The sequence below is a fragment of the Mixta hanseatica genome, assembly GCF_023517775.1.
GTDB classification, from domain to species: domain Bacteria; phylum Pseudomonadota; class Gammaproteobacteria; order Enterobacterales; family Enterobacteriaceae; genus Mixta; species Mixta hanseatica.
The window spans coordinates 2,002,101-2,023,948 of sequence record NZ_CP082904.1 but is presented as its reverse complement, the minus strand read 5'-3'; the positions used below and the strand labels follow the sequence as shown (position 1 = coordinate 2,023,948).

22 protein-coding genes, 1 pseudogene and 1 other annotated feature are annotated in these 21,848 nt (G+C 54.4%); of the genes and pseudogenes, 10 read left to right on the top strand and 13 right to left on the bottom strand.

Translation table 11 applies throughout. From position 1 onward, the window contains the following. Positions 1-2: 2 nt before the first annotated feature. From pheT to K6958_RS09785, 10 genes and pseudogenes are all read right to left on the bottom strand, one after another. On the bottom strand, positions 3-2,390 hold the full coding sequence (gene pheT, locus K6958_RS09825; RefSeq protein ID WP_249894459.1) for a phenylalanine--tRNA ligase subunit beta: 2,388 nt from the start codon (positions 2,388-2,390) through the stop codon (positions 3-5). 14 nt (positions 2,391-2,404) lie between these two features. After that, positions 2,405-3,388 carry a phenylalanine--tRNA ligase subunit alpha gene (pheS, locus tag K6958_RS09820; RefSeq protein WP_249894458.1) on the bottom strand — a complete coding sequence of 328 codons (984 nt, stop codon included), beginning with the start codon at positions 3,386-3,388 and terminating at the stop codon, positions 2,405-2,407. Between the two features lie 72 nt (positions 3,389-3,460). Next, positions 3,461-3,585: a sequence feature (Phe leader region), on the bottom strand. Continuing rightward, positions 3,535-3,576, bottom strand: a pseudogene (gene pheM, locus K6958_RS21320) (pheST operon leader peptide PheM). (Overlaps the previous feature by 42 nt.) A 113-nt stretch (positions 3,586-3,698) precedes the next feature. Further along, entirely contained in the window at positions 3,699-4,055 is a 357-nt protein-coding gene (rplT, locus tag K6958_RS09815; protein ID WP_010616241.1) for a 50S ribosomal protein L20, read from the bottom strand. Positions 4,056-4,095: 40 nt separating this feature from the next. Next, positions 4,096-4,293, bottom strand: coding sequence for a 50S ribosomal protein L35 (gene rpmI, locus K6958_RS09810; RefSeq protein ID WP_038626362.1), 198 nt, complete (start codon positions 4,291-4,293; stop codon positions 4,096-4,098). 97 nt (positions 4,294-4,390) lie between these two features. Beyond that, complete coding sequence (gene infC, locus K6958_RS09805; protein WP_038626364.1) at positions 4,391-4,933, bottom strand: translation initiation factor IF-3; 543 nt, start codon at positions 4,931-4,933, stop codon at positions 4,391-4,393. Positions 4,934-4,936: 3 nt separating this feature from the next. After that, complete coding sequence (thrS, locus tag K6958_RS09800) at positions 4,937-6,865, bottom strand: threonine--tRNA ligase (protein WP_249894457.1); 1,929 nt, start codon at positions 6,863-6,865, stop codon at positions 4,937-4,939. Positions 6,866-7,149: 284 nt separating this feature from the next. Further along, on the bottom strand, positions 7,150-7,428 hold the full coding sequence (locus K6958_RS09795) for a hypothetical protein (RefSeq protein WP_249894456.1): 279 nt from the start codon (positions 7,426-7,428) through the stop codon (positions 7,150-7,152). A 125-nt stretch (positions 7,429-7,553) separates the two neighbouring features. Then, on the bottom strand, positions 7,554-7,715 hold the full coding sequence (locus tag K6958_RS09790) for a hypothetical protein (protein WP_249894455.1): 162 nt from the start codon (positions 7,713-7,715) through the stop codon (positions 7,554-7,556). Then, on the bottom strand, positions 7,708-8,004 hold the full coding sequence (locus K6958_RS09785) for a hypothetical protein (protein WP_249894454.1): 297 nt from the start codon (positions 8,002-8,004) through the stop codon (positions 7,708-7,710). Before K6958_RS09785 ends, K6958_RS09790 begins: the two co-directional genes overlap by 8 nt. A gap of 217 nt (positions 8,005-8,221) precedes the next feature. Here K6958_RS09785 and fdhF point away from each other — a divergent pair, with 217 nt between their 5' ends. The 4 genes from fdhF to K6958_RS09765 are packed head-to-tail and all read left to right on the top strand — an operon-like array spanning position 8,222 to position 14,004. After that, positions 8,222-11,194 carry a formate dehydrogenase subunit alpha gene (fdhF, locus tag K6958_RS09780; protein WP_249894453.1) on the top strand — a complete coding sequence of 991 codons (2,973 nt, stop codon included), beginning with the start codon at positions 8,222-8,224 and terminating at the stop codon, positions 11,192-11,194. Then, complete coding sequence (locus K6958_RS09775) at positions 11,194-11,682, top strand: DUF1641 domain-containing protein (protein WP_249894452.1); 489 nt, start codon at positions 11,194-11,196, stop codon at positions 11,680-11,682. The genes fdhF and K6958_RS09775 overlap by 1 nt, the downstream gene beginning before the upstream one ends. Continuing rightward, entirely contained in the window at positions 11,675-13,051 is a 1,377-nt protein-coding gene (locus K6958_RS09770) for a cytochrome ubiquinol oxidase subunit I (protein ID WP_249894451.1), read from the top strand. The genes K6958_RS09775 and K6958_RS09770 overlap by 8 nt, the downstream gene beginning before the upstream one ends. Continuing rightward, entirely contained in the window at positions 13,051-14,004 is a 954-nt protein-coding gene (locus K6958_RS09765; RefSeq protein ID WP_249894657.1) for a cytochrome d ubiquinol oxidase subunit II, read from the top strand. The genes K6958_RS09770 and K6958_RS09765 overlap by 1 nt, the downstream gene beginning before the upstream one ends. Positions 14,005-14,076: 72 nt before the next feature. Here the strand turns inward: K6958_RS09765 and K6958_RS09760 are convergent, their stop codons facing one another. Together K6958_RS09760 and K6958_RS09755 are read right to left on the bottom strand one after the other, a co-directional pair. Then, positions 14,077-14,838, bottom strand: a complete 762-nt coding sequence (locus K6958_RS09760) for a DUF481 domain-containing protein (RefSeq protein ID WP_249894450.1) — start codon at positions 14,836-14,838, stop codon at positions 14,077-14,079. A 270-nt stretch (positions 14,839-15,108) separates the two neighbouring features. Continuing rightward, positions 15,109-16,203 carry an ABC transporter substrate-binding protein gene (locus K6958_RS09755; RefSeq protein ID WP_249894449.1) on the bottom strand — a complete coding sequence of 365 codons (1,095 nt, stop codon included), beginning with the start codon at positions 16,201-16,203 and terminating at the stop codon, positions 15,109-15,111. A 202-nt stretch (positions 16,204-16,405) separates the two neighbouring features. Between K6958_RS09755 and ghoS the strand changes: the two genes are divergently transcribed. Together ghoS and K6958_RS09745 are read left to right on the top strand one after the other, a co-directional pair. Continuing rightward, entirely contained in the window at positions 16,406-16,705 is a 300-nt protein-coding gene (gene ghoS, locus K6958_RS09750; protein ID WP_249894448.1) for a type V toxin-antitoxin system endoribonuclease antitoxin GhoS, read from the top strand. 68 nt (positions 16,706-16,773) lie between these two features. After that, positions 16,774-17,658, top strand: a complete 885-nt coding sequence (locus tag K6958_RS09745) for a fructosamine kinase family protein (RefSeq protein WP_249894447.1) — start codon at positions 16,774-16,776, stop codon at positions 17,656-17,658. A 30-nt stretch (positions 17,659-17,688) separates the two neighbouring features. Here the strand turns inward: K6958_RS09745 and K6958_RS09740 are convergent, their stop codons facing one another. Then, a complete protein-coding gene (locus tag K6958_RS09740) occupies positions 17,689-18,225 on the bottom strand; it encodes a YniB family protein (protein ID WP_249894446.1) in 537 nt (178 codons plus the stop codon). A 159-nt stretch (positions 18,226-18,384) separates the two neighbouring features. Here K6958_RS09740 and hxpB point away from each other — a divergent pair, with 159 nt between their 5' ends. The 4 genes from hxpB (at position 18,385) to K6958_RS09720 (ending at position 21,707) form a co-directional block, all read left to right on the top strand. Beyond that, positions 18,385-19,056: a hexitol phosphatase HxpB gene (gene hxpB / locus K6958_RS09735; protein ID WP_249894445.1), complete on the top strand. Its 672-nt coding sequence runs from the start codon at positions 18,385-18,387 to the stop codon at positions 19,054-19,056. Positions 19,057-19,387: 331 nt separating this feature from the next. Beyond that, the gene (gene kduI, locus K6958_RS09730; RefSeq protein ID WP_249894444.1) at positions 19,388-20,224 is read left to right on the top strand and encodes a 5-dehydro-4-deoxy-D-glucuronate isomerase; all 837 of its coding nucleotides are present in this window, start codon (positions 19,388-19,390) and stop codon (positions 20,222-20,224) included. 22 nt (positions 20,225-20,246) lie between these two features. Then, positions 20,247-21,008, top strand: a complete 762-nt coding sequence (kduD, locus tag K6958_RS09725; RefSeq protein WP_249894443.1) for a 2-dehydro-3-deoxy-D-gluconate 5-dehydrogenase KduD — start codon at positions 20,247-20,249, stop codon at positions 21,006-21,008. 123 nt (positions 21,009-21,131) lie between these two features. After that, a complete protein-coding gene (locus K6958_RS09720; protein WP_249894442.1) occupies positions 21,132-21,707 on the top strand; it encodes a metal-dependent hydrolase in 576 nt (191 codons plus the stop codon). The last annotated feature ends 141 nt before the right edge of the window (positions 21,708-21,848 follow it).

Genomic DNA, 21,848 nt, shown 5'->3' with positions numbered 1-21,848 from the left:
GTTCAATCCCTCAAGGTTGCCTGGAATCGCTCTTTTAATGCCGCAACACAGTTGGCGACGGTTGCGGCAATCTCGTCTTCTTCGAGTGTCCGGCTGGTATCTTGCAAAATCAGGCTTATCGCAAGGCTCTTAAACCCTTCGTTTACACCCTTACCACGGTACACGTCAAACAAGTTTACGCCAACTATCTGATTTGCGCCAACTTTCTTACACTCCGCAATGATATCTGCTGCCGGAACCGTTTCAGCCACCACAACGGCGATATCGCGACGGTTTGCCGGGAAGCGAGAAATCTCGCGCGCATCAGGCAGGACGCGGTCTGCAACCTTATTCCAAAGCAGTTCAAACACTAAGGTGCGGCCATTGAGGTCCAGCTTGCGTTCCAGCTCCGGATGAACCACACCGATAAATCCGATGCGCTCGCCCTGTAAATAGATCGCTGCGCTTTGACCCGGATGCAGGGCCGGATTGGCTTCGGCGCGAAACTCAATGGCATCCAGTTTGCCAGTCAGTTCCAGTACCGATTCCAAATCACCTTTTAAATCATAGAAGTCGACGGTCTGGCGCGCCAGGTCCCAATGCTCTTCGAAGCGGTTGCCGCTCAGTACGCCAGCCAGCATAACATCCTGACGGATGCCTAAATCTGCTTGTGTATCCGGCACAAAGCGCAAACCGCTTTCAAACAGGCGCACGCGGCCCTGCTGACGGTTCTGGTTGTATACCACCGCAGAGAGCAGACCGGTCCACAGCGAGAGACGCATCGCAGACATATCGCTGGAGATCGGGCTAGGCAGAATCAGCGCTTCCTGGCCAGGATGCAGCAGCGCCTGCACTTTAGGATCGACAAAGCTATAGGTAATTGCTTCCTGATAGCCTTTATCCACCAGCAGGTTTTTCACGCGCTTCAGCGACAGCGCGGCTTCGCGATGCTGCGTCATTACCAGCGACGCTTTAACCGGCACGTCCGGGATATTGTTATAGCCATAGACGCGCGCGACTTCTTCAATCAGGTCTTCTTCAATCGCCATATCGAAACGCCAGCCCGGCGCTATCGCGCGCCATTCGCCTGCGCTTACGCTGACTTCACAACCCAGACGTTGCAGAATGTCGGTAACCTGCTCATCGGCAATATGATGGCCAATCAAACGATCCAGCTTTTCACGGCGTAGCGTAATAGTGGCGCGTACCGGTAACTTATCTTGCGCGCTGGTATCCACAACCGGACCCGCCTCGCCGCCGCAAATATCCAGCAGCAGGCGCGTAGCGCGCTCCATTGCCTGCTGCTGCAGCGCCGGATCGACGCCGCGCTCATAGCGATGAGAAGCATCGGTATGCAGGCCGTGGCGACGGGCGCGGCCGGTGATGGCCAGCGGCGCAAACCAGGCGCATTCCAGCAGCACGCTGGTAGTCTCTTGATTCACGCCTGAATGCTCGCCGCCGAAGATGCCGCCCATCGCCAGCGGCTTATGATGATCGGCGATCACCAGCGTATCGCTGTTCAGCTTCACTTCATTGCCGTCAAGCAGCGTCAGCGCTTCATCCTGCTGTGCCATACGCACCACGATGCCGCCATCAATGCGATCCAGATCGAAGGCATGCATCGGCTGGCCCAGCTCCAACAGCACATAGTTGGTGACATCTACCACCGGATCGATTGAGCGAATGCCGCAGCGACGCAGCTTCTCTTTCATCCATAACGGCGTAGCCGCTTGCACATTGATATTTTTCACTACCCGGCTCAGATAGCGCGGGCAGGCATCGGTGGCGTCAACGCGGACCGGCAGCGTATCGCTGATGGTCGCCGGCACCGCGGCCATTTCCGGCGCGTTAAGCGGCAGGCTATTCAGCACCGCTACGTCGCGTGCGATACCGATAATGCCGAAGCAGTCGGCACGGTTCGGCGTAATGCTGATTTCAATGCTGTTATCGTCTAACTGCAGGTACTCACGGATGTCGCTGCCAATCGGCGCATCCGCAGGCAGTTCAATAATGCCGTTGTGGTCATCGCTGATGCCCAGCTCGGAGAAGGAGCAGAGCATGCCTTCTGACGGCTCGCCGCGCAGCTTCGCCGCTTTGATTTTAAAATCGCCCGGCAGCACGGCACCAACGGTAGCCACGGCCACTTTCAACCCCTGACGGCAGTTTGGCGCGCCGCAGACGATATCCAGCAGACGATCGCCGCCGACGTTAACCTTCGTGACGCGCAGCTTATCGGCGTTCGGGTGCTGACCGCACTCGACCACTTCACCTACGACCACGCCGTGGAAAGCGCCTGCGACCGGCTCAATGCCGTCTACTTCCAGACCGGCCATGGTGATTTGTTCCGCCAGGACCGCACTGTCCAGAGCCGGGTTTACCCATTCGCGTAACCAGAGTTCACTGAATTTCATTGGATAACCTGCCCTTATTTAAACTGTTTGAGGAAACGAAGATCGTTTTCGAAGAAAGCGCGCAGATCGGTCACGCCGTAACGCAACATGGTCAAACGTTCCATGCCCATGCCGAAGGCGAAGCCAGAGTAAATCTCCGGGTCGATGCCGACATTACGCAGTACGTTCGGATGCACCATGCCGCAGCCCAGCACTTCCAGCCATTTGCCGTTTTTGCCCATCACATCCACTTCCGCGGAAGGCTCGGTGAACGGGAAATAGGAAGGACGGAAGCGGATCTGGAGATCTTCTTCGAAGAAGTTACGCAGGAAATCATGCAGCGTGCCCTTCAGGTTGGTGAAGCTGATATCTTTATCAACAATCAGGCCTTCCATCTGATGGAACATCGGGGTATGCGTTTGGTCGTAATCGTTACGGTAAACGCGGCCCGGCGCGATAATACGAATCGGCGGCTGCTGATTTTTCATGGTGCGGATCTGCACGCCGGACGTCTGGGTACGCAGCAGGCGCGTAGCGTCAAACCAGAAGGTATCGTGATCGGCGCGCGCCGGATGATGGCCCGGAATGTTCAGCGCATCGAAGTTATGATAGTCATCTTCAATTTCCGGTCCGGTAACCACGGCAAAACCCAGCTCGCCGAAAAAGTCTTCAATACGATCGATGGTACGGGTAACCGGATGCAGGCCGCCATTCTCGACACGGCGTCCCGGCAGAGAGACATCGATGGTTTCCGCCGCCAGACGAGCATTAAGCGCGGCGGACTCCAGCGCCTCTTTACGCGCGTTAAGCGCTTCCTGAACCTGCTGTTTGGCTTCGTTAATCACCGCGCCTGCCGCCGGACGCTCTTCGGCCGGCAGTTCGCGCAGGGTGGTCATTTGCAGGGTCAGATGCCCTTTTTTGCCCAGATATTCGACGCGGACGTTATCTAACGCCGCAACATCCTGCGCATGTTCAATGGCTGCCCTGGCGTTGGCAACCAGCTCTGCGAGATGGGACATTGTTTCCTCTTCTTCCAGCCTAAGGCCGGGCTGTTTCAGGTGGGGACCAGAAGTCCATATCAGTTCGCAAAAAACAAAAAAGCCTCCACGAGGGAGGCTTTCAGTGCGATTTTTCGTTTCTTTTTTCGCGCACTTGCCCCCGGGATTCAGGTGCTAAAGTAAAAAAAGAAACGAAAAATAGCGTGCATGCTTGGTTTACCTTGTCGCTTGCGTTAAACGGCTCTATTGAAATGCCAGCAGGCGGAAAAGTCAATCTTTTGCTGCGGTTACAGAAAATAAAAGAGGGAGCAAGCTCCCTCTTCCATCTGACTTACGCCAGAGCTGATTTCGCTTTTTCAACCAGTGCAGTGAATGCCACTTTGTCGAATACGGCGATGTCAGCCAGGATTTTACGGTCAATTTCAATGGACGCTTTTTTCAGGCCATTGATGAAACGGCTGTAAGAGATACCGTTCTGACGCGCTGCTGCGTTGATACGCGCAATCCACAGCTGACGGAACTGACGCTTACGCTGACGACGGTCGCGGTAAGCATACTGACCAGCTTTGATAACAGCCTGGAAGGCAACGCGGTAAACACGTGAACGTGCACCGTAGTAGCCTTTAGCTTGTTTTAAGATTTTTTTGTGACGTGCGCGAGCAATTACACCACGTTTTACACGAGCCATTTGAGCTCTCCTGTTCTATATTCTGATTGAAAAAATTAACTTATGCGTACGGCAGGCAGGCAATAACCAGACCCAGATCGCCTTTAGACACCATGGCTTTCGGGCGCAGGTGACGTTTACGCTTGGTTGATTTTTTGGTCAGGATATGACGCAGGTTCGCGTGCTTGTGCTTAAATCCACCTTTACCGGTTTTTTTAAAGCGTTTAGCCGCGCCACGGACAGTTTTAATCTTAGGCATTTATAAAATATCCACTTCGCATTGTTAATAAAATGACCCAGACAGGCGAATAACAGCCGCACAGCGCGAACGCTGCGCGGCATTATTACTTGAAAGCCTACTGTTTCTTCTTGGGTGCGAGCACCATGATCATCTGGCGGCCTTCAATCTTCGAAGGGAAAGATTCAACTACTGCCAGTTCACTCAGATCTTCTTTCACGCGGTTAAGCACTTCCATACCGATCTGTTGGTGCGCCATCTCACGACCGCGAAAACGCAGGGTGATCTTGGCTTTATCGCCTTCTTCCAGAAAACGAATCAGGTTGCGTAGTTTGACCTGATAGTCGCCTTCATCGGTACCAGGGCGGAATTTAATTTCCTTCACCTGGATAACTTTCTGCTTTTTCTTCTGTTCCTTAGAAGACTTACTCTTTTCATAGAGGAACTTGCCGTAATCCATTATACGACAAACCGGCGGTTCGGCGTTAGGGCTGATTTCAACTAAATCAACACCTGCTTCTTCAGCTTTTTCAATAGCTTCGCGTAAACTAACAATACCAAGCTGCTCGCCTTCGACGCCAGTCAGACGCACCTCGGTAGCACGGATTTCACCGTTAATACGATTGGGACGCGTCGGTTGAACTCGTTTTCCGCCTTTAATACCTTATTCCTCCAATTGATGAAGATTGCGGCTGCGTATTTCTTGCTGCAGCTTCTCGATCAGCACATCCACGTCCATGGACCCAAGGTCTTTACCGCGGCGGGTACGAACGGCTACTTTACCAGCCTCTACCTCTTTGTCACCGCAAACCAGCATATAAGGGACGCGACGTAATGTGTGCTCGCGGATTTTAAAGCCAATCTTCTCGTTTCTCAAGTCTGCTTTTACACGAATGCCCGCATTCTGTAATTTTCGCGTTAATTCGTTGACATAATCAGACTGCCCGTCGGTGATATTCATCACCACCGCTTGTACCGGCGCCAGCCAGGTTGGATAAAAACCGGCGTACTCTTCAGTCAGAATACCGATAAAGCGTTCCATTGAACCCAGAATAGCACGGTGAATCATCACCGGCACCTGTCGTTCGTTATTTTCACCTACATATGAAGCACTCAGACGGCTCGGCAATGAGAAGTCGAGCTGAACGGTACCGCACTGCCATGGACGATCCAGGCAATCATGCAGGGTGAATTCAATCTTAGGACCGTAGAATGCGCCCTCGCCCGGCTGGTATTCGAACGCAATCGCATTCTCTTCCAGTGCCGCAGCCAGATCCGCCTCTGCGCGATCCCATAATTCATCGCTGCCGATGCGTTTTTCCGGACGGGTAGAGAGTTTCACCACGATTTTTTCAAAACCGAAGGTGCTGTACATGTCATACACCATCTTAATGCAGCTGTTTACCTCAGCGCGCACTTGTTCTTCCGTACAGAAGATATGGGCATCGTCCTGAGTAAAGCCGCGCACGCGCATCAAACCGTGCAACGCACCTGAAGGCTCGTTACGGTGGCAGCTACCGAACTCTGCCATACGTAACGGCAGGTCGCGGTATGATTTTAGACCCTGATTGAAAATCTGCACGTGTCCGGGGCAATTCATCGGCTTAATGCAGTATTCACGGTTTTCAGAAGCGGTGGTAAACATCGCTTCTTTATAGTTGTCCCAGTGGCCGGTTTTTTCCCACAGTACGCGGTCCATCATGAACGGACCTTTCACTTCCTGGTACTGGTATTCTTTCAGCTTACTGCGAACAAAAGTTTCCAGCTCACGGAAGATAGTCCAGCCGTCATTGTGCCAGAACACCATGCCCGGCGCTTCTTCCTGCATATGGTAGAGATCAAGCTGCTTGCCGATCTTACGATGGTCGCGCTTGGCCGCCTCTTCCAGACGCTGCAAATAAGCGTTCAGCTGCTTTTTATCGGCCCATGCGGTGCCGTAAATGCGCTGCAGCATCTTGTTGCTGCTGTCGCCACGCCAGTAGGCGCCCGCGATCTTCTGCAGTTTAAAGTGATGGCAGAAACGCATATTCGGTACGTGCGGCCCACGGCACATATCAACATATTCTTCATGATGATACAGACCGGGACGATCGTCATGGCTGATATTTTCATCAAGAATGGTGGTTTTGTAGTTTTCGCCGCGCGCGGCAAAGACGTCACGCGCTTCCTGCCAGCTGACTTTTTTCTTAACGACGTTATAGTTCGTTTCGGCCAGCTCATGCATGCGCTTTTCCAGCCGATCGAGATCTTCCTGCGTCAGAGTATGGTCAAGGTCGACATCATAATAGAAGCCGTTATCAATCACCGGACCGATAGCCATTTTCGCGTTAGGCCACAGCTGTTTCATTGCGTGTCCCAGCAGATGCGCGCAGGAGTGACGAATGATCTCCAGGCCAGCTTCATCTTTGGCGGTAATAATGGCTACGCTGGCGTCTTCGGTAATCGGATCGATCGCATCCACCAGTTCGCCGTTAACGCGACCAGCGATACAGGCTTTTGCCAGACCCGGTCCGATATCTTGCGCGATATCCATCACGCTAACCGGACGGTCGAAGCTGCGCTGACTGCCGTCAGGAAGAGTAATTACAGGCATTTCATATCCTTAATTGCAGTGGTAACCCACACGAAAGATTACATGCAAACATTGGTTAGAAGTTAATTTTCAACGGATTACCGGCCAAAACTAACCCACAGTTGTTAATTTGGAACGCAGCCTGGCGCACACGTGGCCGGACCGGGTAATGGCTGAAGAGCGAACATCTTACACGCTAAAGAGATGATGTTAAACAGATGTTTGCCCTGGCGGCACGAATGACGCCAGGATTTTTATAGCTGCGGATGCCCTGGCGGAGGGATATGGCGCTTTATCGATGGTGTTTACTTAACTATCGCTTTAATTGCATACAAAATGCTCGGGGTAAAGCAGCCCACCAGCAAAAGGGTGAAGCCGCACAGGCTGGTAAGCCTGACCGCTGAAACAGTTAACGCATCAATAAGCGGGCTTTTTATCAAAATAAAATATTGCAGGACGGTAAATGCCAAAAAAAGCAGCATAAAGATAATAAGACTTTTGAGCGTGAAATTCATCCACTCGCCCAGGCTCAGCTTATCATCTCGGTTAAACGCTTTTTTATAAGCATGGAAGAATGCAGACATGGTTATCACGCTATATTTGAAACTGATTGGCACTTTAACCGGAATTACTCAGCCCGCAAGCAAATTTTGCTGCCACAAATAAGAAAGCGGCCCGCTGTTGCGGGCCGCCAGAACATTCAGGAAGGCTATTCCTTACTGCTTTTATCGCTGCAGAGCCGGTCCCACAGCTCATTATGCGTATTAATCGCGCGGATAGTACGTACGTCCATCACCTCCGCATCGTTGCCATGGGTATAAATAGGCTGAAATAGCGTGCAGGATGAATCGACGCTGGCGCGATCAATCATCGACGTTGTATTTCGACCGGCGCAGCTTGTCACGAGCAGCAGCGTCACTGAGAGTAGCGTTAGACGTTTCCACATGTTTAGCCACCTTAATATTATCCGCCTGTTTTTTAGCAATCGCCTCCGCCTGTTGGGTTTGCAGCTGTGCCGCCGCTACCTCCCCGCGAGCCTTCTCTTGCGTCTTGCCGATTTTTTTTCCACCGAAGTAGGATCCAGCCAGCCCGACAACCACTGCCAGACCTCCTAATATCCAACTCCAGCCCCCGGACAGTAATGACATTACTTCACTCATGATAAGGCCCTCCGCTTTAGCCAGCCTTACTTTAAAGCGTAGGCAGCAAGCGCAGGCGCGCAACCCATTGAAATAATTTTTACCCTCTGTAACGCGTTTTTTAGCGCTTCGTTTTGCCGGAAGCGCCGTCACGGTCTACCTTCAATGACATAACTTTACGAAAACAGGGAACTGACACAGGAAGTGGTCATAATGCAATGTCTTATGAGAGCACCTGATGAGCCAAACAAGTTGCACCGTTATTTACAACGGCGACCACCTGAGTGGTGAAGCCGACCAGCCGCTGATCGATTTCCTGCAGGCTCAGGGTAAAATCCTGCCGCACGTTTGCTATCATCCTTCCCTTGCGCCGCTGCAATCCTGCGATGTCTGTTGGGTAGAGCATCAGGGCGAGCTGGTGCGCGGCTGTACGCTGCGTACTTATGACGGCATGGATATCTCCAGCCATCAGCCTGAGGCGAAAGCGGCGCAGGAAGAAGGCATGGATCGCCTGCTGGCGCGCCATGAGCTTTACTGTACGCTGTGCGAACACAACACCGGCGACTGTACGCTACATAATACCGTCGCCGATATGCATATCCCAATTCAGTACTATCCCTATCAGCGCAAGCCTTATCAAAAAGATGAAAGCAATCCGTTCTACACCTACGATCCCGATCAGTGCATCCTCTGTGGACGCTGTGTGGAAGCGTGTCAGAACGTAGAGGTCAATGAAACGCTTTCTATTGATTACAGCGCGGAACACCCGCGCGTACTGTGGGATGGCGGGACCGAAATCGCCGGTTCCAGCTGTGTCAGCTGCGGCCACTGCGTCACCGTCTGCCCCTGCAACGCGCTGATGGAAAAAACCATGCAGCCTAATGCCGGTCCGTTTACCGCGATGCCGGAAGATCTCAAACGCCCGATGATCGATTTAGTCAAATCGCTGGAAAATACCATTGGCGCGCCGCCTATTACCGGCGTGTCGCTGATGGATATGGCGATGCGGCAAAAAGAGATCAAAAAAACCAAAACCGTCTGTACCTACTGCGGCGTCGGCTGCAGTTTCGAGATGTGGACGCGCGATCGTCATATCCTGAAGGTCCAGCCGGTGGCGGATGCGCCGGCGAACGGTATTTCTACCTGCCTGAAAGGCAAGTTCGGCTGGGATTTCGTTAACAGCGATCGGCGCCTGACCACGCCGCTAATCCGGGAAAATGGACATTTCCGTCCGGCCAGCTGGGATGAAGCGCTGGATTTGATCGCCCAGCGGCTGACAACGATAGCGGCGCAGCACGGCGGCGATAGCATCGGCTTTATCGGCTCCAGCAAGGGAAGTAATGAAGAAGCCTATCTGACGCAAAAAATCGCCCGCCTGATTTTTGGCACCAACAATGTCGACAACTCCTCACGTTACTGTCAGAACCCGGCGACCGAAGGCCTGTTCCGCACCGTCGGCTACGGCGGCGACGCTGGCACCATCGAGGATCTGCAAAAGGCGGATTTAATCGTGATTGTCGGCAGCAATCTGGCCGAAAATCACCCGGTTATCGCCTCGCGCATCAAGGCCGCGCAAAAGCATAGCGGGCAGAAATTGCTGGTGGTCGACCCGCGTAAGCATGAGATGGCCGAGCGCGCCGATCTTTATCTGCGCATCGAGCCCGGCAGCGATAGTCTGTGGGCTTCGGCTATGTCCCGTTATATGTTCGAGCATGGCTATGCGGATGATGCGTTCCTGGCTGAGAAAGTTAATCAGGTAGAGGAGTTCCGCGCCTCGCTGGCGGAGTATACCCTGCGTGCCGTCAGCAAGCAGACCGGGCTGAGCGTTGAAGAGATGACTAACGCGGCGGAGATGATCGGCCAGGCTGAACGGGTCTGTATTCTGTGGGCGATGGGCATTACCCAACACAGCCACGGCGCAGACACCAGCACCGCCCTCTCGAATCTGCTGCTGGTCACCGGCAACTATGGTCGCCCGGGCACCGGCGGCTATCCAATGCGTGGCCACAATAACGTACAGGGCGCCAGCGACTTCGGCTGTCTGAGCAACATCTACCCCGGCTATGAAAAAGTTACCGACGCAGCGGTTCGGGAAAAGTGGGCCCATGCGTGGGGCGTTGCGCCAGAGAAGCTCTCCGATCGGGTGGGATCGGATAACTACATGATGATCCAGCATGCGCACGAAGGCTCTCTGAAAGCGATGTATATCATCGGCGAGGAGACCGCTTTCTCTGACGCCGACTCCACAAAAGTGCATGAGGCGTTCAGTAGTCTGGAATTTATGGTGGTGCAGGATATTTTTATGAGCCGCACCGCCGCCTTTGCCGATGTGGTGCTGCCGGGCTGCCCGAGCGTGGAAAAAGAGGGTACGTACGTCAATACCGAGCGTCGTATTCAGCGCTTTTACGAAGTGATGCCGCCGCTGGGCGACAGTATGCCCGACTGGCGCATTCTCACCGATCTCGCTGCCCGCCTCGGCCATCCGTGGAACTATACCCATCCGGGCGAAATTATGGCGGAAGCCGCGCAGATCGCTGAAATCTTCACCGGGGTCGATTATCAACATCTCAGCGGCTGGCAATCGCAGCTGTGGCCGGTGAAGCCGGACGGCAGCGACACACCTCTACTCTATACCGACGGCTTTAAGTTTCCCGACGGCAAAGCGGTGCTCTATCCCATCCGCTGTCAGCCGCCGCAGGAAGCCCCGGATGAGGAATACGATCTGTGGTTAGACAACGGCAGGATGCTGGAGCATTTTCAATCCACCAACCAAACCGGGCGCGGCGGCCGTATGTATTCGCTTTCGCCAAACGGCTTCATAGAAATCAGCCCGCAGCTGGCCAGGGAGCGGCAGATCCGTCAGGGCGACTGGGTCAGCATTGAGTCACGGCGAGGCGCGATGGAGGTGCCGGTGGTGATCACCGAACGCGTGGCAGGCAATGTGCTGTTTATGCCAATTCACCACGGCAAGCCTGGCGTTAACGGCCTGACCGGCGAGCATCACGATCCGGACGTTGATACTCCGGCCTACAAAGAGATTGCGGTGAAAATGGTTAAGCTGGCGCATCCGCCGCTGGCAGAACCGCTGCCGCGTCAAAACTTCCGTCACGGCAGCCGCACTCCGCTGGCGGGGTTACCTATTGAAATCAAATGGCAACAGGAGGGTTACACCCTTCCCCCTGAACATACTCAACATCCGGAGAAATTTTAATGGCTGAACCGATAAATTATGATGTCCCGCCAACCAAAACCGAACCTGATGCCCATGATGCGCTGCACGAGCTGTTGCACAGCCTGCACCATCACGGTTTCCTGCGTCTGGCCAACGATATGGTTTCAGCCAATACGCAAATTGCCAAAGTTCTGGTGGAAGGGTTAAACAAACCGGGCTCACAGAATGCGATGCAGAACCTTTCGGTGCTGCTGATGGCGTTGTCTGATATTCCGCCAGGGCAGTTTCATAAAACGGTGTACGCGGTGAAATCCGCCTTAAACGCGGTGAATATGCATGCAGAAACCCAACAGCACCATGAGGTGGCGCCTGGCGTGAGCGGCACCTGGAAACTGCTGCACGATGAGAGCTTATGGCACGCGGTGATGCCGCTGGTTGCCGGCTTAAAAGCGTTCGCCGCCGCGATGGAACAGCCGGCTCCGGACAAACCGATCAGCGCCTTTACCGGCAAAGACAGTCATGCCTGATGCGGAACTGACGCTGCTGCTCTCCCGCGCCCAGTTTGCGGTGACCATCGGCCTGCATATTATCCTTGCCGGATTCAGCTTTGGCCTGTCGCTATGGCTGGTGGCGCTGGAGGGCGCATGGCTGTGGCGCAGGCAGCAGCGCTATCTGGATCTCTATAATTTCTGGCTAAAGATTTTTGCCCTGAACGTGGCGGTCGGCGTGGTCTCCGGCGTGGTGATGGAGTTTCAGTTCGGCACCAACTGGGCGCCCTTTATTGAGCGCGTTGGCGGCCTGATTGGCCCGCTGATGTTTTACGAAGTGCTGGTGGCCTTCTTCCTGGAGGCGGGCATGGTGGGCGTGATGATGTTTGGCATGGAGCGTATCGGCCCACGCCTGCATTTTATGGTGACGGTGCTGGTGGCCGTTGGCGCCTTAATCAGTGTGTTCTGGATCCTGGCAGCTAATTCATGGATGCAAACGCCCACCGGCTTTTTTCTTGATGAGCAACAGCGTTTTCAGCCGCAAAACTGGCTGGCCATTATCTTTAGCCCTTCTTTCCCCTGGCGCGCCACCCATATGCTGTTGGCGATGCTGATCGGCACCGCATTTATGGTGGCCGCCACCGGCGCATGGCAATTGCTACATCACAGCGACAATGAGCGGGCGCGCCTGATGCTGACGATCAGCCTGTGGCTGCTGCCGTTGCTGACAGTCACCCAGGCGGTGGTCGGCGATCTGCACGGTGAAAATACTCTGGCGCACCAGCCGGCGAAGATGGCGGCGATGGAAGGCGACTGGCAGCGTCCGCCGCCGGGCGAAGGCGAGCCGCTGCGGCTGTTTGCCCTGCCCGACCAACAGCAGCAGCGCAATCACTGGGAGGTAGCGATCCCGCAGATAGGGTCGCTTTATCTGCGCCACAACCTGAGCGGCCAGATTAAAAGCCTGCGCGAATTCCCGCCGGAGGATATTCCCCCGGTCGCGCCGGTCTTTTTCGCTTTTCGCCTGATGGTCGGCCTGGGAATTATGATGCTGACGGTAAGCCTGACCGCGCTGATCCAACGGTTGCGCGGCCGTCTGTGGCGCTCTCGCCGGCTACTAAAACTGCTGGTATTTATGGGGCCGGCGGGCTTTATCGCCATGCTCTCAGGCTGGATAGTGACCGAGATGGGGCGACAGCCGTGGACCGTTTACGGTCTGGTGCGCACCGCGGACAGCGTTTCCCCGATCTCGTCGCATCTGGCGATCGCTTCCGGCTGCGCTATTTTGTTGGTTTACGGTCTGGTATTCACTATCGGCCTGCGCTACCTGCTGCGCTACGCCCGTAAGGCGCCGCAGGCAGATGAGCCAGGGCCGGCGCAGGAGATGCGTCCTGACCACGGAGGAGAGTGATGATCCCGCTGACGCTGGATGATATTTCCGCCGCCACGCTCGCGGTTTCCTTGTTGATGTATCTGCTGCTGGATGGCACCGACCTCGGCGTGGGAATGCTGCTGTTTTTCTTTCGCGACGACGAATCGCGCCGCAAGCTGTCGATGAGCATCCTGCCCATCTGGGACGCCAACGAAACCTGGCTGGTGCTGCTGGCGGGCGGCATGCTGGCGCTGTTCCCGCTGCTTTACAGCACGCTATTCAGCGCCATCTATCTGCCGCTCTTTATTATGCTGCTGGCGCTGGTTGGTCGGGCGGTGGCGCTGGAGTATCGCGGCCACGTTAACCGCCGCTGGCACCGCTATCTCGATGTAGCCCATATAATCAGCTCGCTGATCGCCAGTTTTATTCAGGGCGCGCTGGTGGGCGTAGTGATTGCCGGTCAGACCCAGGCAGGGCCGTTCAGCTGGCTGACGCTATATCCAGTGCTGTGCGGCCTCGGCCTGATTGCCGCTTATCTGCTGTGCGGCTGTTGCTGGATACAGTGGCGCATCGCCGGACCGGAGCCTGGACTGGCCCACCAGCTGGCCTGGCTGTTTTTAGTCCTGAGCCTGGCGCTGATGGTCGCGATTAACCTGCTGGAGAGCAGCGCGCTGTTACAGGCATGGCAGCGGTTGCCGGGTAAAATTATCCTGCTGCTGCTGGCGCTGACGCTGGTTGCGCTGCTGTTGGCGCTCTACCGGGAACGGCCAGTGATATCGCTGTCGCTGGTATTGACGTTGATTACGCTGTGCTGGGCGTTACTGATTGTCGGCCTTTATCCGTGGCTGCTGCCTGGCAAACTCACCATCCAGCAGGCCGCTGCCGCCCCCGCCACACAGCTGTTTTTATTAAGCGGCTATGGATTAATCTTGCCACTGACGCTGGCCTATAACAGCTGGGCATTCTGGGTGTTTCGCGCCAGGGTGCGTTAACAGTCACGCCTGAACGGCTGCGCGTTAATGGATGTAGAAAAGCTAAGGGCTGCCCTGTGGCAGCCCTGATTGTTACATCGCGTAGGAGAGCAGAATTTGCGTTTTGGTATCGGTATGATCCGGCGCGGACTCTGGCGGGTTATTATTCCAGGTCACGTTATAGGTCAGCTTCAGGGCAAAGTGTGCGTTAATCGCCACCTGCAGGCCGGTCTCAGAGTTAACCGTGGTGTTGTCGTTAAAGCTGCTCAGCACTGAGGCGCCCTGAATAAATTTGGTGGTATCGGTCATCTGCCACTGATAGCTCAGCGCGCCGTAGCCCAGGCCCTGCGTCTCATGACCGCCATCGTGGAAATCGTCATAACGTACGCCCGGACCAAATTCCACGCGCAGCGAATGCACCGGCCCGTTCAGGATCTGACGACCATAACCGGCTGCCAGCACGTCACGAGAGTCATAACCATTAAAACGATCGCTCAGCCAACTGGCCTGACCGAACAGATAGTCGTGATCGGTCATGTTATAGCGGGTACGTCCGCCTACCTGATAGGTCTCGGAGGAGCGCTCATCGTTAGATGAGGTATTCGCCGCGTTGCCCCACAGGCTGTACGCGGTATTCGGCTGATACCAGGTCATATTGGTTTGAGCCGTTAAGGAAGAACTTTTGGTATTTCCGGTTTGCGCCAGGTAACCTGCGGCCGCGTTGCCTTCAAAGGTTTTTTTCGCGGTAGAAGGATCGTCCATAACGGTAAATACGGTGTTATCAGCCATGGCCTGATGACAAAACGCGCCGGCAGAAAGTAATAGCGCAGCAGAAAACTTATTAAGCAAATTCATTTATTGTGATCCGTACGACAGTTTAAAAAAGAGAGAGTCTGAAGGGTTTTACGCTGCGATCAACGCCATTTACCATAAATTTTGTAAACAGGCATTAAACAGCAAGAATACCTAAGCATTCAGAGGAAAAGATGCTACGAATTGGATTTTTCTTATTAACGGCGCGCATTATAAAGGGTATTTAAGCGAAACGCAGCACGGCGAAATAAATATTTATTTCGCTTTAAAATCAAAGAAAAAGCACGCCAGGCGACGTGCTTAAAATTTTAATTAACCGCGGGGCGCCGCCGAACCCAGTACCCCTTTGCCTTCCGGGATAGTGGTAAAGCGCGTGACGATTTCATGCCAGCTGTTGGCGGGATCAAGCTGGCTAAACTGCTGCGGATAAATAAACTTCGCCAGATATTCAATCCCCACGATATTCCACGGATGATTATAAAAGTTGTGGTAAATGCCATAAAAGCGCCCTGCTTTTACCGGCTGCAGCTGGGCAAAGCCCGGACGCTGTTTCATGTTATTAAACGCCGTGTCTACCTGCTGCTGGGTTACGCCATAGCCGAACGGCACGGCTGCATTATTTTTGCTCGCCCACTGAGAACCCGACACGATATAGGCATCCGGCTTCGTGGCGATAACCTTTTCCAGTGATACATCGCCAGTGGCGCCTGGCAGCAGTTCAGAACCGATATTGGTCGCGCCGACCGCTTCCACCATCGAGCCCCAACCCACGTGGCCGTGGGTAAAACAGCAAGATTCCAGACCGGACAGACCGGCCTTGGCTTCAATAAACACGCGCGGTTTAGGTGAAACCGTCCGCACCTGATCCTGAATCGCCTGATAGTGCTGCTGATAGAAACGCGTGTACTGCTGCGCTTCCGCTTCGCGGTTAAGCGCCTCGCCCAGCAGCGTCACGCTGGCCGGCGCATCCTTCACCGGATCGTTAAAAGTATCGATAAACATCACCGGAATGCCGAGCTGGGCAAGTTTAGCCAGTACGCCGGTCTGGGTTAGCGAAGGTTTGGAGCGCAACTGGGCGATCATCAAATCGGGGCGCTGGGCAATCACGCTTTCCAGGTTCACTTCCCCCTTATCGCTGAAGCCCATATCGGTAATCTGTCCGGCCTGTGGCCATTTGCCCAGCATCAGCCGCCAGGTTTGTCCGTCGCTTTTCTTTAACAGGTTATTCCAGGCCACCACGCGCTGAAAAGGATTGGCGCGATCGAGCAGCGCCAGCGCCAGGATATCGCGTCCATCCTGGACCACGATCCGCTGCGGCTCTTTATTCAGGGTGATTTTCTGCCCATCGAAATCGCTCAGGGTTACCGGATAAGTGGTTGCTACGGCCGAGGCGGACGCAGCCAGCATCAAAACCGCGGCAGAAAATTTTATCGCGCAGTGCACATCATTCTCCTTGTTACAGACAGCGCCTGTTCAATTATTATTCATAGGGTTAGCGCCATAATAGTAATGATAATTAATTGCATTATCAAACCTGTTTTGTTACCGATTCGCTGCTTTGGCGGTGATGGTCTAAGCTGAAAATTCTTTCGGGAACAATGAGGTGACTATGAGTCCATCAGGCATAACCCGTTATGTTGTTACCTTTCGTTACCAGGATAAGGGGCTGGCTGCCGGTCTGGAACTGAACAGCGCGATGACCCATAGCGGCTTCACCACTACCCTGCAGGACGATGACGGCCATACGCATGAGCTGGGTAGCAACAGTTACGGCATTGTCAGCGCGAAGAGCGCTGAAGAGGTTCATCAGCAGGCCGCCAGCATCGGCGCGGTAGCACTGGAGAGTGAACCACAGGTTGATGTGCAAACCTTTGCGGATTTTATCCAACAAAATCGGCCTGAGGGATAATGTCCGGCCTGTGCGCTTGCGCTAATTTTTACGCTCTATCATTACACAGCGAAAATGAGGATAGCCCCATGTGGTCAGCCATAAGTCGTCTGTTGAGTGAACAGTTAGGAAATGCGGAAATTACCCAGCGCACCGAGCTGCCCGTCGGCGAAGTGCATGCCGCCTGGCAAATACGCTATGGCGAGCATCAGGTGTTTATGAAGTGCAATACCCAGGAGATGCTGGGCATTTTTACCGCAGAGGCGGATCAGCTGGCATTGCTGGCGCACAGCCAGACGGTACGGGTGCCGAAAGTGTATGGCATCGGCAGCGATCGTGATTACAGCTTTTTACTGCTGGAATATATTCAGCCGCATCCGCTGAATGAGGCCAGCGCCTTTCAGCTGGGGCAGCAGCTGGCCCGGCTGCATCAGTGGAGCGAACAGCCCCATTTCGGTCTCGATTTCGATAACAACCTTACCGCTATGCCGCAGCCCAACGGCTGGATACGGCGCTGGTCACGCTTCTTTTCCGAACAACGTATCGGCTGGCAGCTGCAGCTGGCAGAGGAAAAAGGCATTCTGTACGGCAATACCGATCTGATTATCGACTGCGTACAGCGCGCGCTGGCCGCACATCATCCACAGCCTTCTCTGCTGCACGGCGATCTCTGGCCTACCAACTGTGCGGGCAGCGAGAGCGGGCCGTGGATCTATGATCCCGCCTGCTACTGGGGCGATCGTGAGTGCGATCTGGCGATGCTCAGGCACTACCCCGCTTTCCCGGAGAAAATTTTAGCCGGTTACCAGTCGGTGTGGCCGCTGCCGCAAGATTTCGTACAGCGTCAGCCGGTGTATCAGCTTTATTATTTGCTTAATCGCGCCAATGTATTTGGCGGCAGCTGGCTGAGTGAGGCACAACGCGCCGTGGGTTTGCTGCTGGAGCGGGATGAGCAGGAAAAAACGCGGGCCTGATGGCGTTGCTTTTCAGGACCGATAAGCGGATCAGATAAAACCGGTTAACGACAGGACAAAATAGCCCGCTACGGCGATCACGATTGGCAAAATATAGAGCGGGAAAATCTGCAGAAAGATAGTATGGCGCGGCACCACAATTTTATCTTCCAGCTGTTGGCGGCTGCGCCCTTCTTCGCCCCTGGCCTGCTCAAGGATCAGCATATCCTCGATCCCTTCTTTTATATGACGTGACTGACGCCACATGCGCGCGCCGGATGCCTGCAGCGCCAGGCCGACAAAAATCAGGATATAGATCAGCCAGAAACCGATGTTGCCGCCCGCGTTAAAATCAGGTACCGGCGAATTACGCCAGAAATAACCGAGAAACGGGGTATTAAACCGGATCATATCGATCATCACGTGAATAAAATCGAGCAGGACCGCATCAATGCCGGGCCGCTTTTCGCTGTGTTTGAACATAAAATTCAACAGCGATACCAGGGTGGAAATCAGCGCGGGTATAAAAATAATCCAGCCAGCCACGCGTTTGATAATGGCAACACGGCCAGCCTGTTGATAAGTCATGGTTTCTCCTTGCACCTGTTGTCTGGCAGTAAGTCTACCTGCTGTCAGAGAAAAGCGCCTGGAAAAAAGCGCTGCCAACTATTTTATCCTGTTAGTGCGACCATGCCTGCTGCAAAGCTTCATGCTATGGTAAAGCAAAATGTAAAAACGGAGCCTTGTATGAGCTATACCCGACCTGTACTGGCCGCGATATTTGATATGGACGGTCTGCTGATAGATTCTGAACCCTTATGGGATCAGGCTGAACTGGACGTTTTTGCCACGCTCGATGTCGATCTGTCGCGCCGTAGCGAACTGCCGGATACGCTGGGCCTGCGTATCGACCAGGTAGTGCGCATGTGGTACGAAACGCTGCCGTGGAATGGTCCCAGCCAACAGGAGGTTACCGAGCGCATTATTACTCGCGCAATTAATCTGGTAGAAGAGAAGAAACCGCTGCTGCCGGGCGTTGAGCAGGCGCTGCAGCTCTGCCAGGCGCAGGGGCTAAAAATCGGTCTGGCCTCCGCCTCGCCGCTGCATATGCTGGAGAAAGTGCTGGCGCTGTTTAACCTGCGCGACTATTTCGAGGTGCTGGTTTCCGCCGAGGCGCTGCCCTATAGCAAACCGCATCCGCAGGTTTATCTGGATGCGGCAGCTCGCCTGGGTATCGATCCTTTAAACTGCATTACGCTGGAAGACTCCTTTAACGGCATGATCGCCACCAAAGCGGCGCGGATGCGTTCGGTGGTGGTTCCCGCCGCGGAATATCGCGCCGATGCCCGCTGGTCGATGGCGGACGTTAAACTCGATTCGCTGTTACAGCTCACCGCGCAGCAGCTAAAGGGCTACTAACGTTACCCCCTGCCTGCGCGTTGCAGGCAGGGTCGCCTCTCGCCCCGCCTTTTTACCCGCGCGTTAGCGCTCCCTGGTCAGCCAATGCGCTTCCCTCCTGTGCTTTGGTCTAAGGGCGCCACGCCTCTTTTCTCTCTGTGCTTTACTTCTTTATAAGGCAGCCATCCTTTCCTGTCGCCGGTGATGTTTTTTCCGCAAACATGATCCGGCGTGCAAAATAAATAAAACAGCATTTCATTTTTATTGAATTCGCATGCCGACCTGCCTATGATTCTGATAACGACACGCGTATACCTGGTTTTATGGGTTTCAACCTCAGAGAGGCATCGACATGCAAGTCCGTCAAAGCATCCACAGCGACCACGCCCGTCAGCTTGATACCGCTGGCTTACGGCGTGAATTTCTCATTGAGAACATTTTCACAGCTGACAACTACACCATGACCTACAGCCATATCGACCGCATCATTGTCGGTGGCGTGATGCCGGTGCGCGAAAGCGTCACTATCGGCAGCGAAGTGGGGAAACAGCTGGGCGTCAGTTATTTCCTTGAGCGCCGCGAACTAGGCGTTATCAATATTGGCGGTCCGGGCCTGATCGAAGTTGATGGCAAAGCCTGGGAAATCGGCAACGAGCAGGCGCTGTATGTCGGCATGGGCGCGCAGTCGGTGGTGTTTAAAAGCGTGGACGCCAGCCGGCCCGCTAAATTTTATTACAACAGCGCCCCGGCCCATACGCGTTACCCCGATAAAAAAATTACCCTTGAAGAAGCCTCGCCCACCACGTTGGGCGATCCGTCCACCAGCAACCGCCGCACCATTAATAAATTTATCGTGCCGGATGTACTGCCCACCTGTCAGCTGACGATGGGCCTGACCAAACTGGAAGAAGGCAGCCTGTGGAATACCATGCCCTGCCATACTCATGAACGCCGTATGGAAGTCTATTTTTACTTCGATATGGATGAGGAAACCGCCGTGTTTCATATGATGGGCCAGCCGCAGGAGACCCGTCATCTGCTGGTGCATAACGAACAGGCGGTGATTTCGCCAAGCTGGTCGATTCATGCCGGCGTCGGCACCAAACGCTATACCTTTATCTGGGGCATGGTGGGTGAAAATCAGGTCTTTGACGATATGGATCACGTCAAAGTCAGTGAACTGCGTTAACGACGATTACAGGAAGCAAAAAATGATACTGAATGCATTTAACCTTGAAGGAAAAGTGGCGCTGATCACCGGCTGTAATACCGGGCTGGGTCAGGGAATGGCGGTCGGCCTGGCGCAGGCAGGCTGCGATATCGTTGGCGTTAACCACGCCGGCGCCGATGATACTCCCGTGCTGGTCGAAGCGACCGGCCGCCGCTTTACCAATATTAATGCCGATCTGATGGACAGCAGCTGCATTCCGCAGGTGATGGAACAGGCAGTTGCCGCCTATGGACGCATCGATATCCTGGTAAACAACGCCGGTATTATTCGCCGTCAGGATGCGATTGAGTTCAGCGAGCAGAACTGGGACGACGTAATGAATATCAACAGCAAAACGGTATTCTTTCTGTCGCAGGCGGTGGCGCGCCAGTTTATCAGTCAGGGCAACGGCGGCAAAATCATTAATATCGCCTCGATGCTCTCTTTCCAGGGCGGCATTCGCGTGCCTTCCTATACCGCCTCCAAAAGCGCGGTGATGGGCCTGACGCGCCTGATGGCCAACGAATGGGCGGCGCATAACATTAATGTTAACGCTATCGCTCCAGGCTATATGGCGACCAACAATACCGAGCAGCTGCGTAACGATGAAGATCGCAGCCAGGAAATCCTTGGCCGTATTCCGGCCGGACGCTGGGGCAAGCCCGACGATATGATGGGTCCGGTGGTGTTTTTAGCCTCAGCCGCATCTGACTACGTTAATGGCTACACCCTGGCCGTTGACGGCGGCTGGCTGGCGCGCTAACCATAACGGATGGAGTCTGGCTCCGTCCGTTATTCACTTTTGGTTACAGCGTCACAACTTCCATTCCACTGTATAAATCCCCTATACTGGATACATTGACAGTTATGTATCCAGGTTATCTCCATGACGGCCGAAGGCCACGTTATTTTCGCCATTGCCAGCGCTATTTTTGCCAAGCGCGCTGAGCTAACGCCAGAGCTGGCAAACGGCGACTGGTGGCACATTATTCCGGCGGTGCTGTTGACCTGCCTGCTGCCCGATATCGATCATCCGCGCTCTACGCTTGGCCAGCGCTTTCGCTGGATTTCGCAGCCTATCGCTCGGGCATTCGGCCATCGCGGCTTTACCCACAGTTTGCTGGCGGTGCTGGGCGGCGTAACGCTGCTGCAGTTTAATCTGCCGCACGGCTCCCCATTACCCAGCGATGCCATGCACGGCATGGTATTAGGCTATCTCAGCCATATTGCAGCGGATATGCTCACGCCGGCCGGGGTGCCGCTGTTGTGGCCGTGCCGCTGGCGTTTTCGACTGCCGATATTAAATACCAAATCGGGCAATCAGCTGGAGCGGTTGTTCTGTCTGGCGCTGGTCGCTGGGGCGCTCTGGTTCCCGCCCGGCATGCCCCATTTTGGCGCTGACGGCTGGCCGGCGCGCATTATGAATAATGTACAGATGGGCATTGATCGTCTGCTTAACTGATTTCCCGCTGATTTTGCATACAAATTCGGGCAAAAAGTTATAACCCATTCCATTCGGTTCTAATAACGTCCGGTTATGACCTGATACCATTCCGCCTATTGCGCAACACGCTGCGCCGATAAAAACACTTCTTCCTGCCCC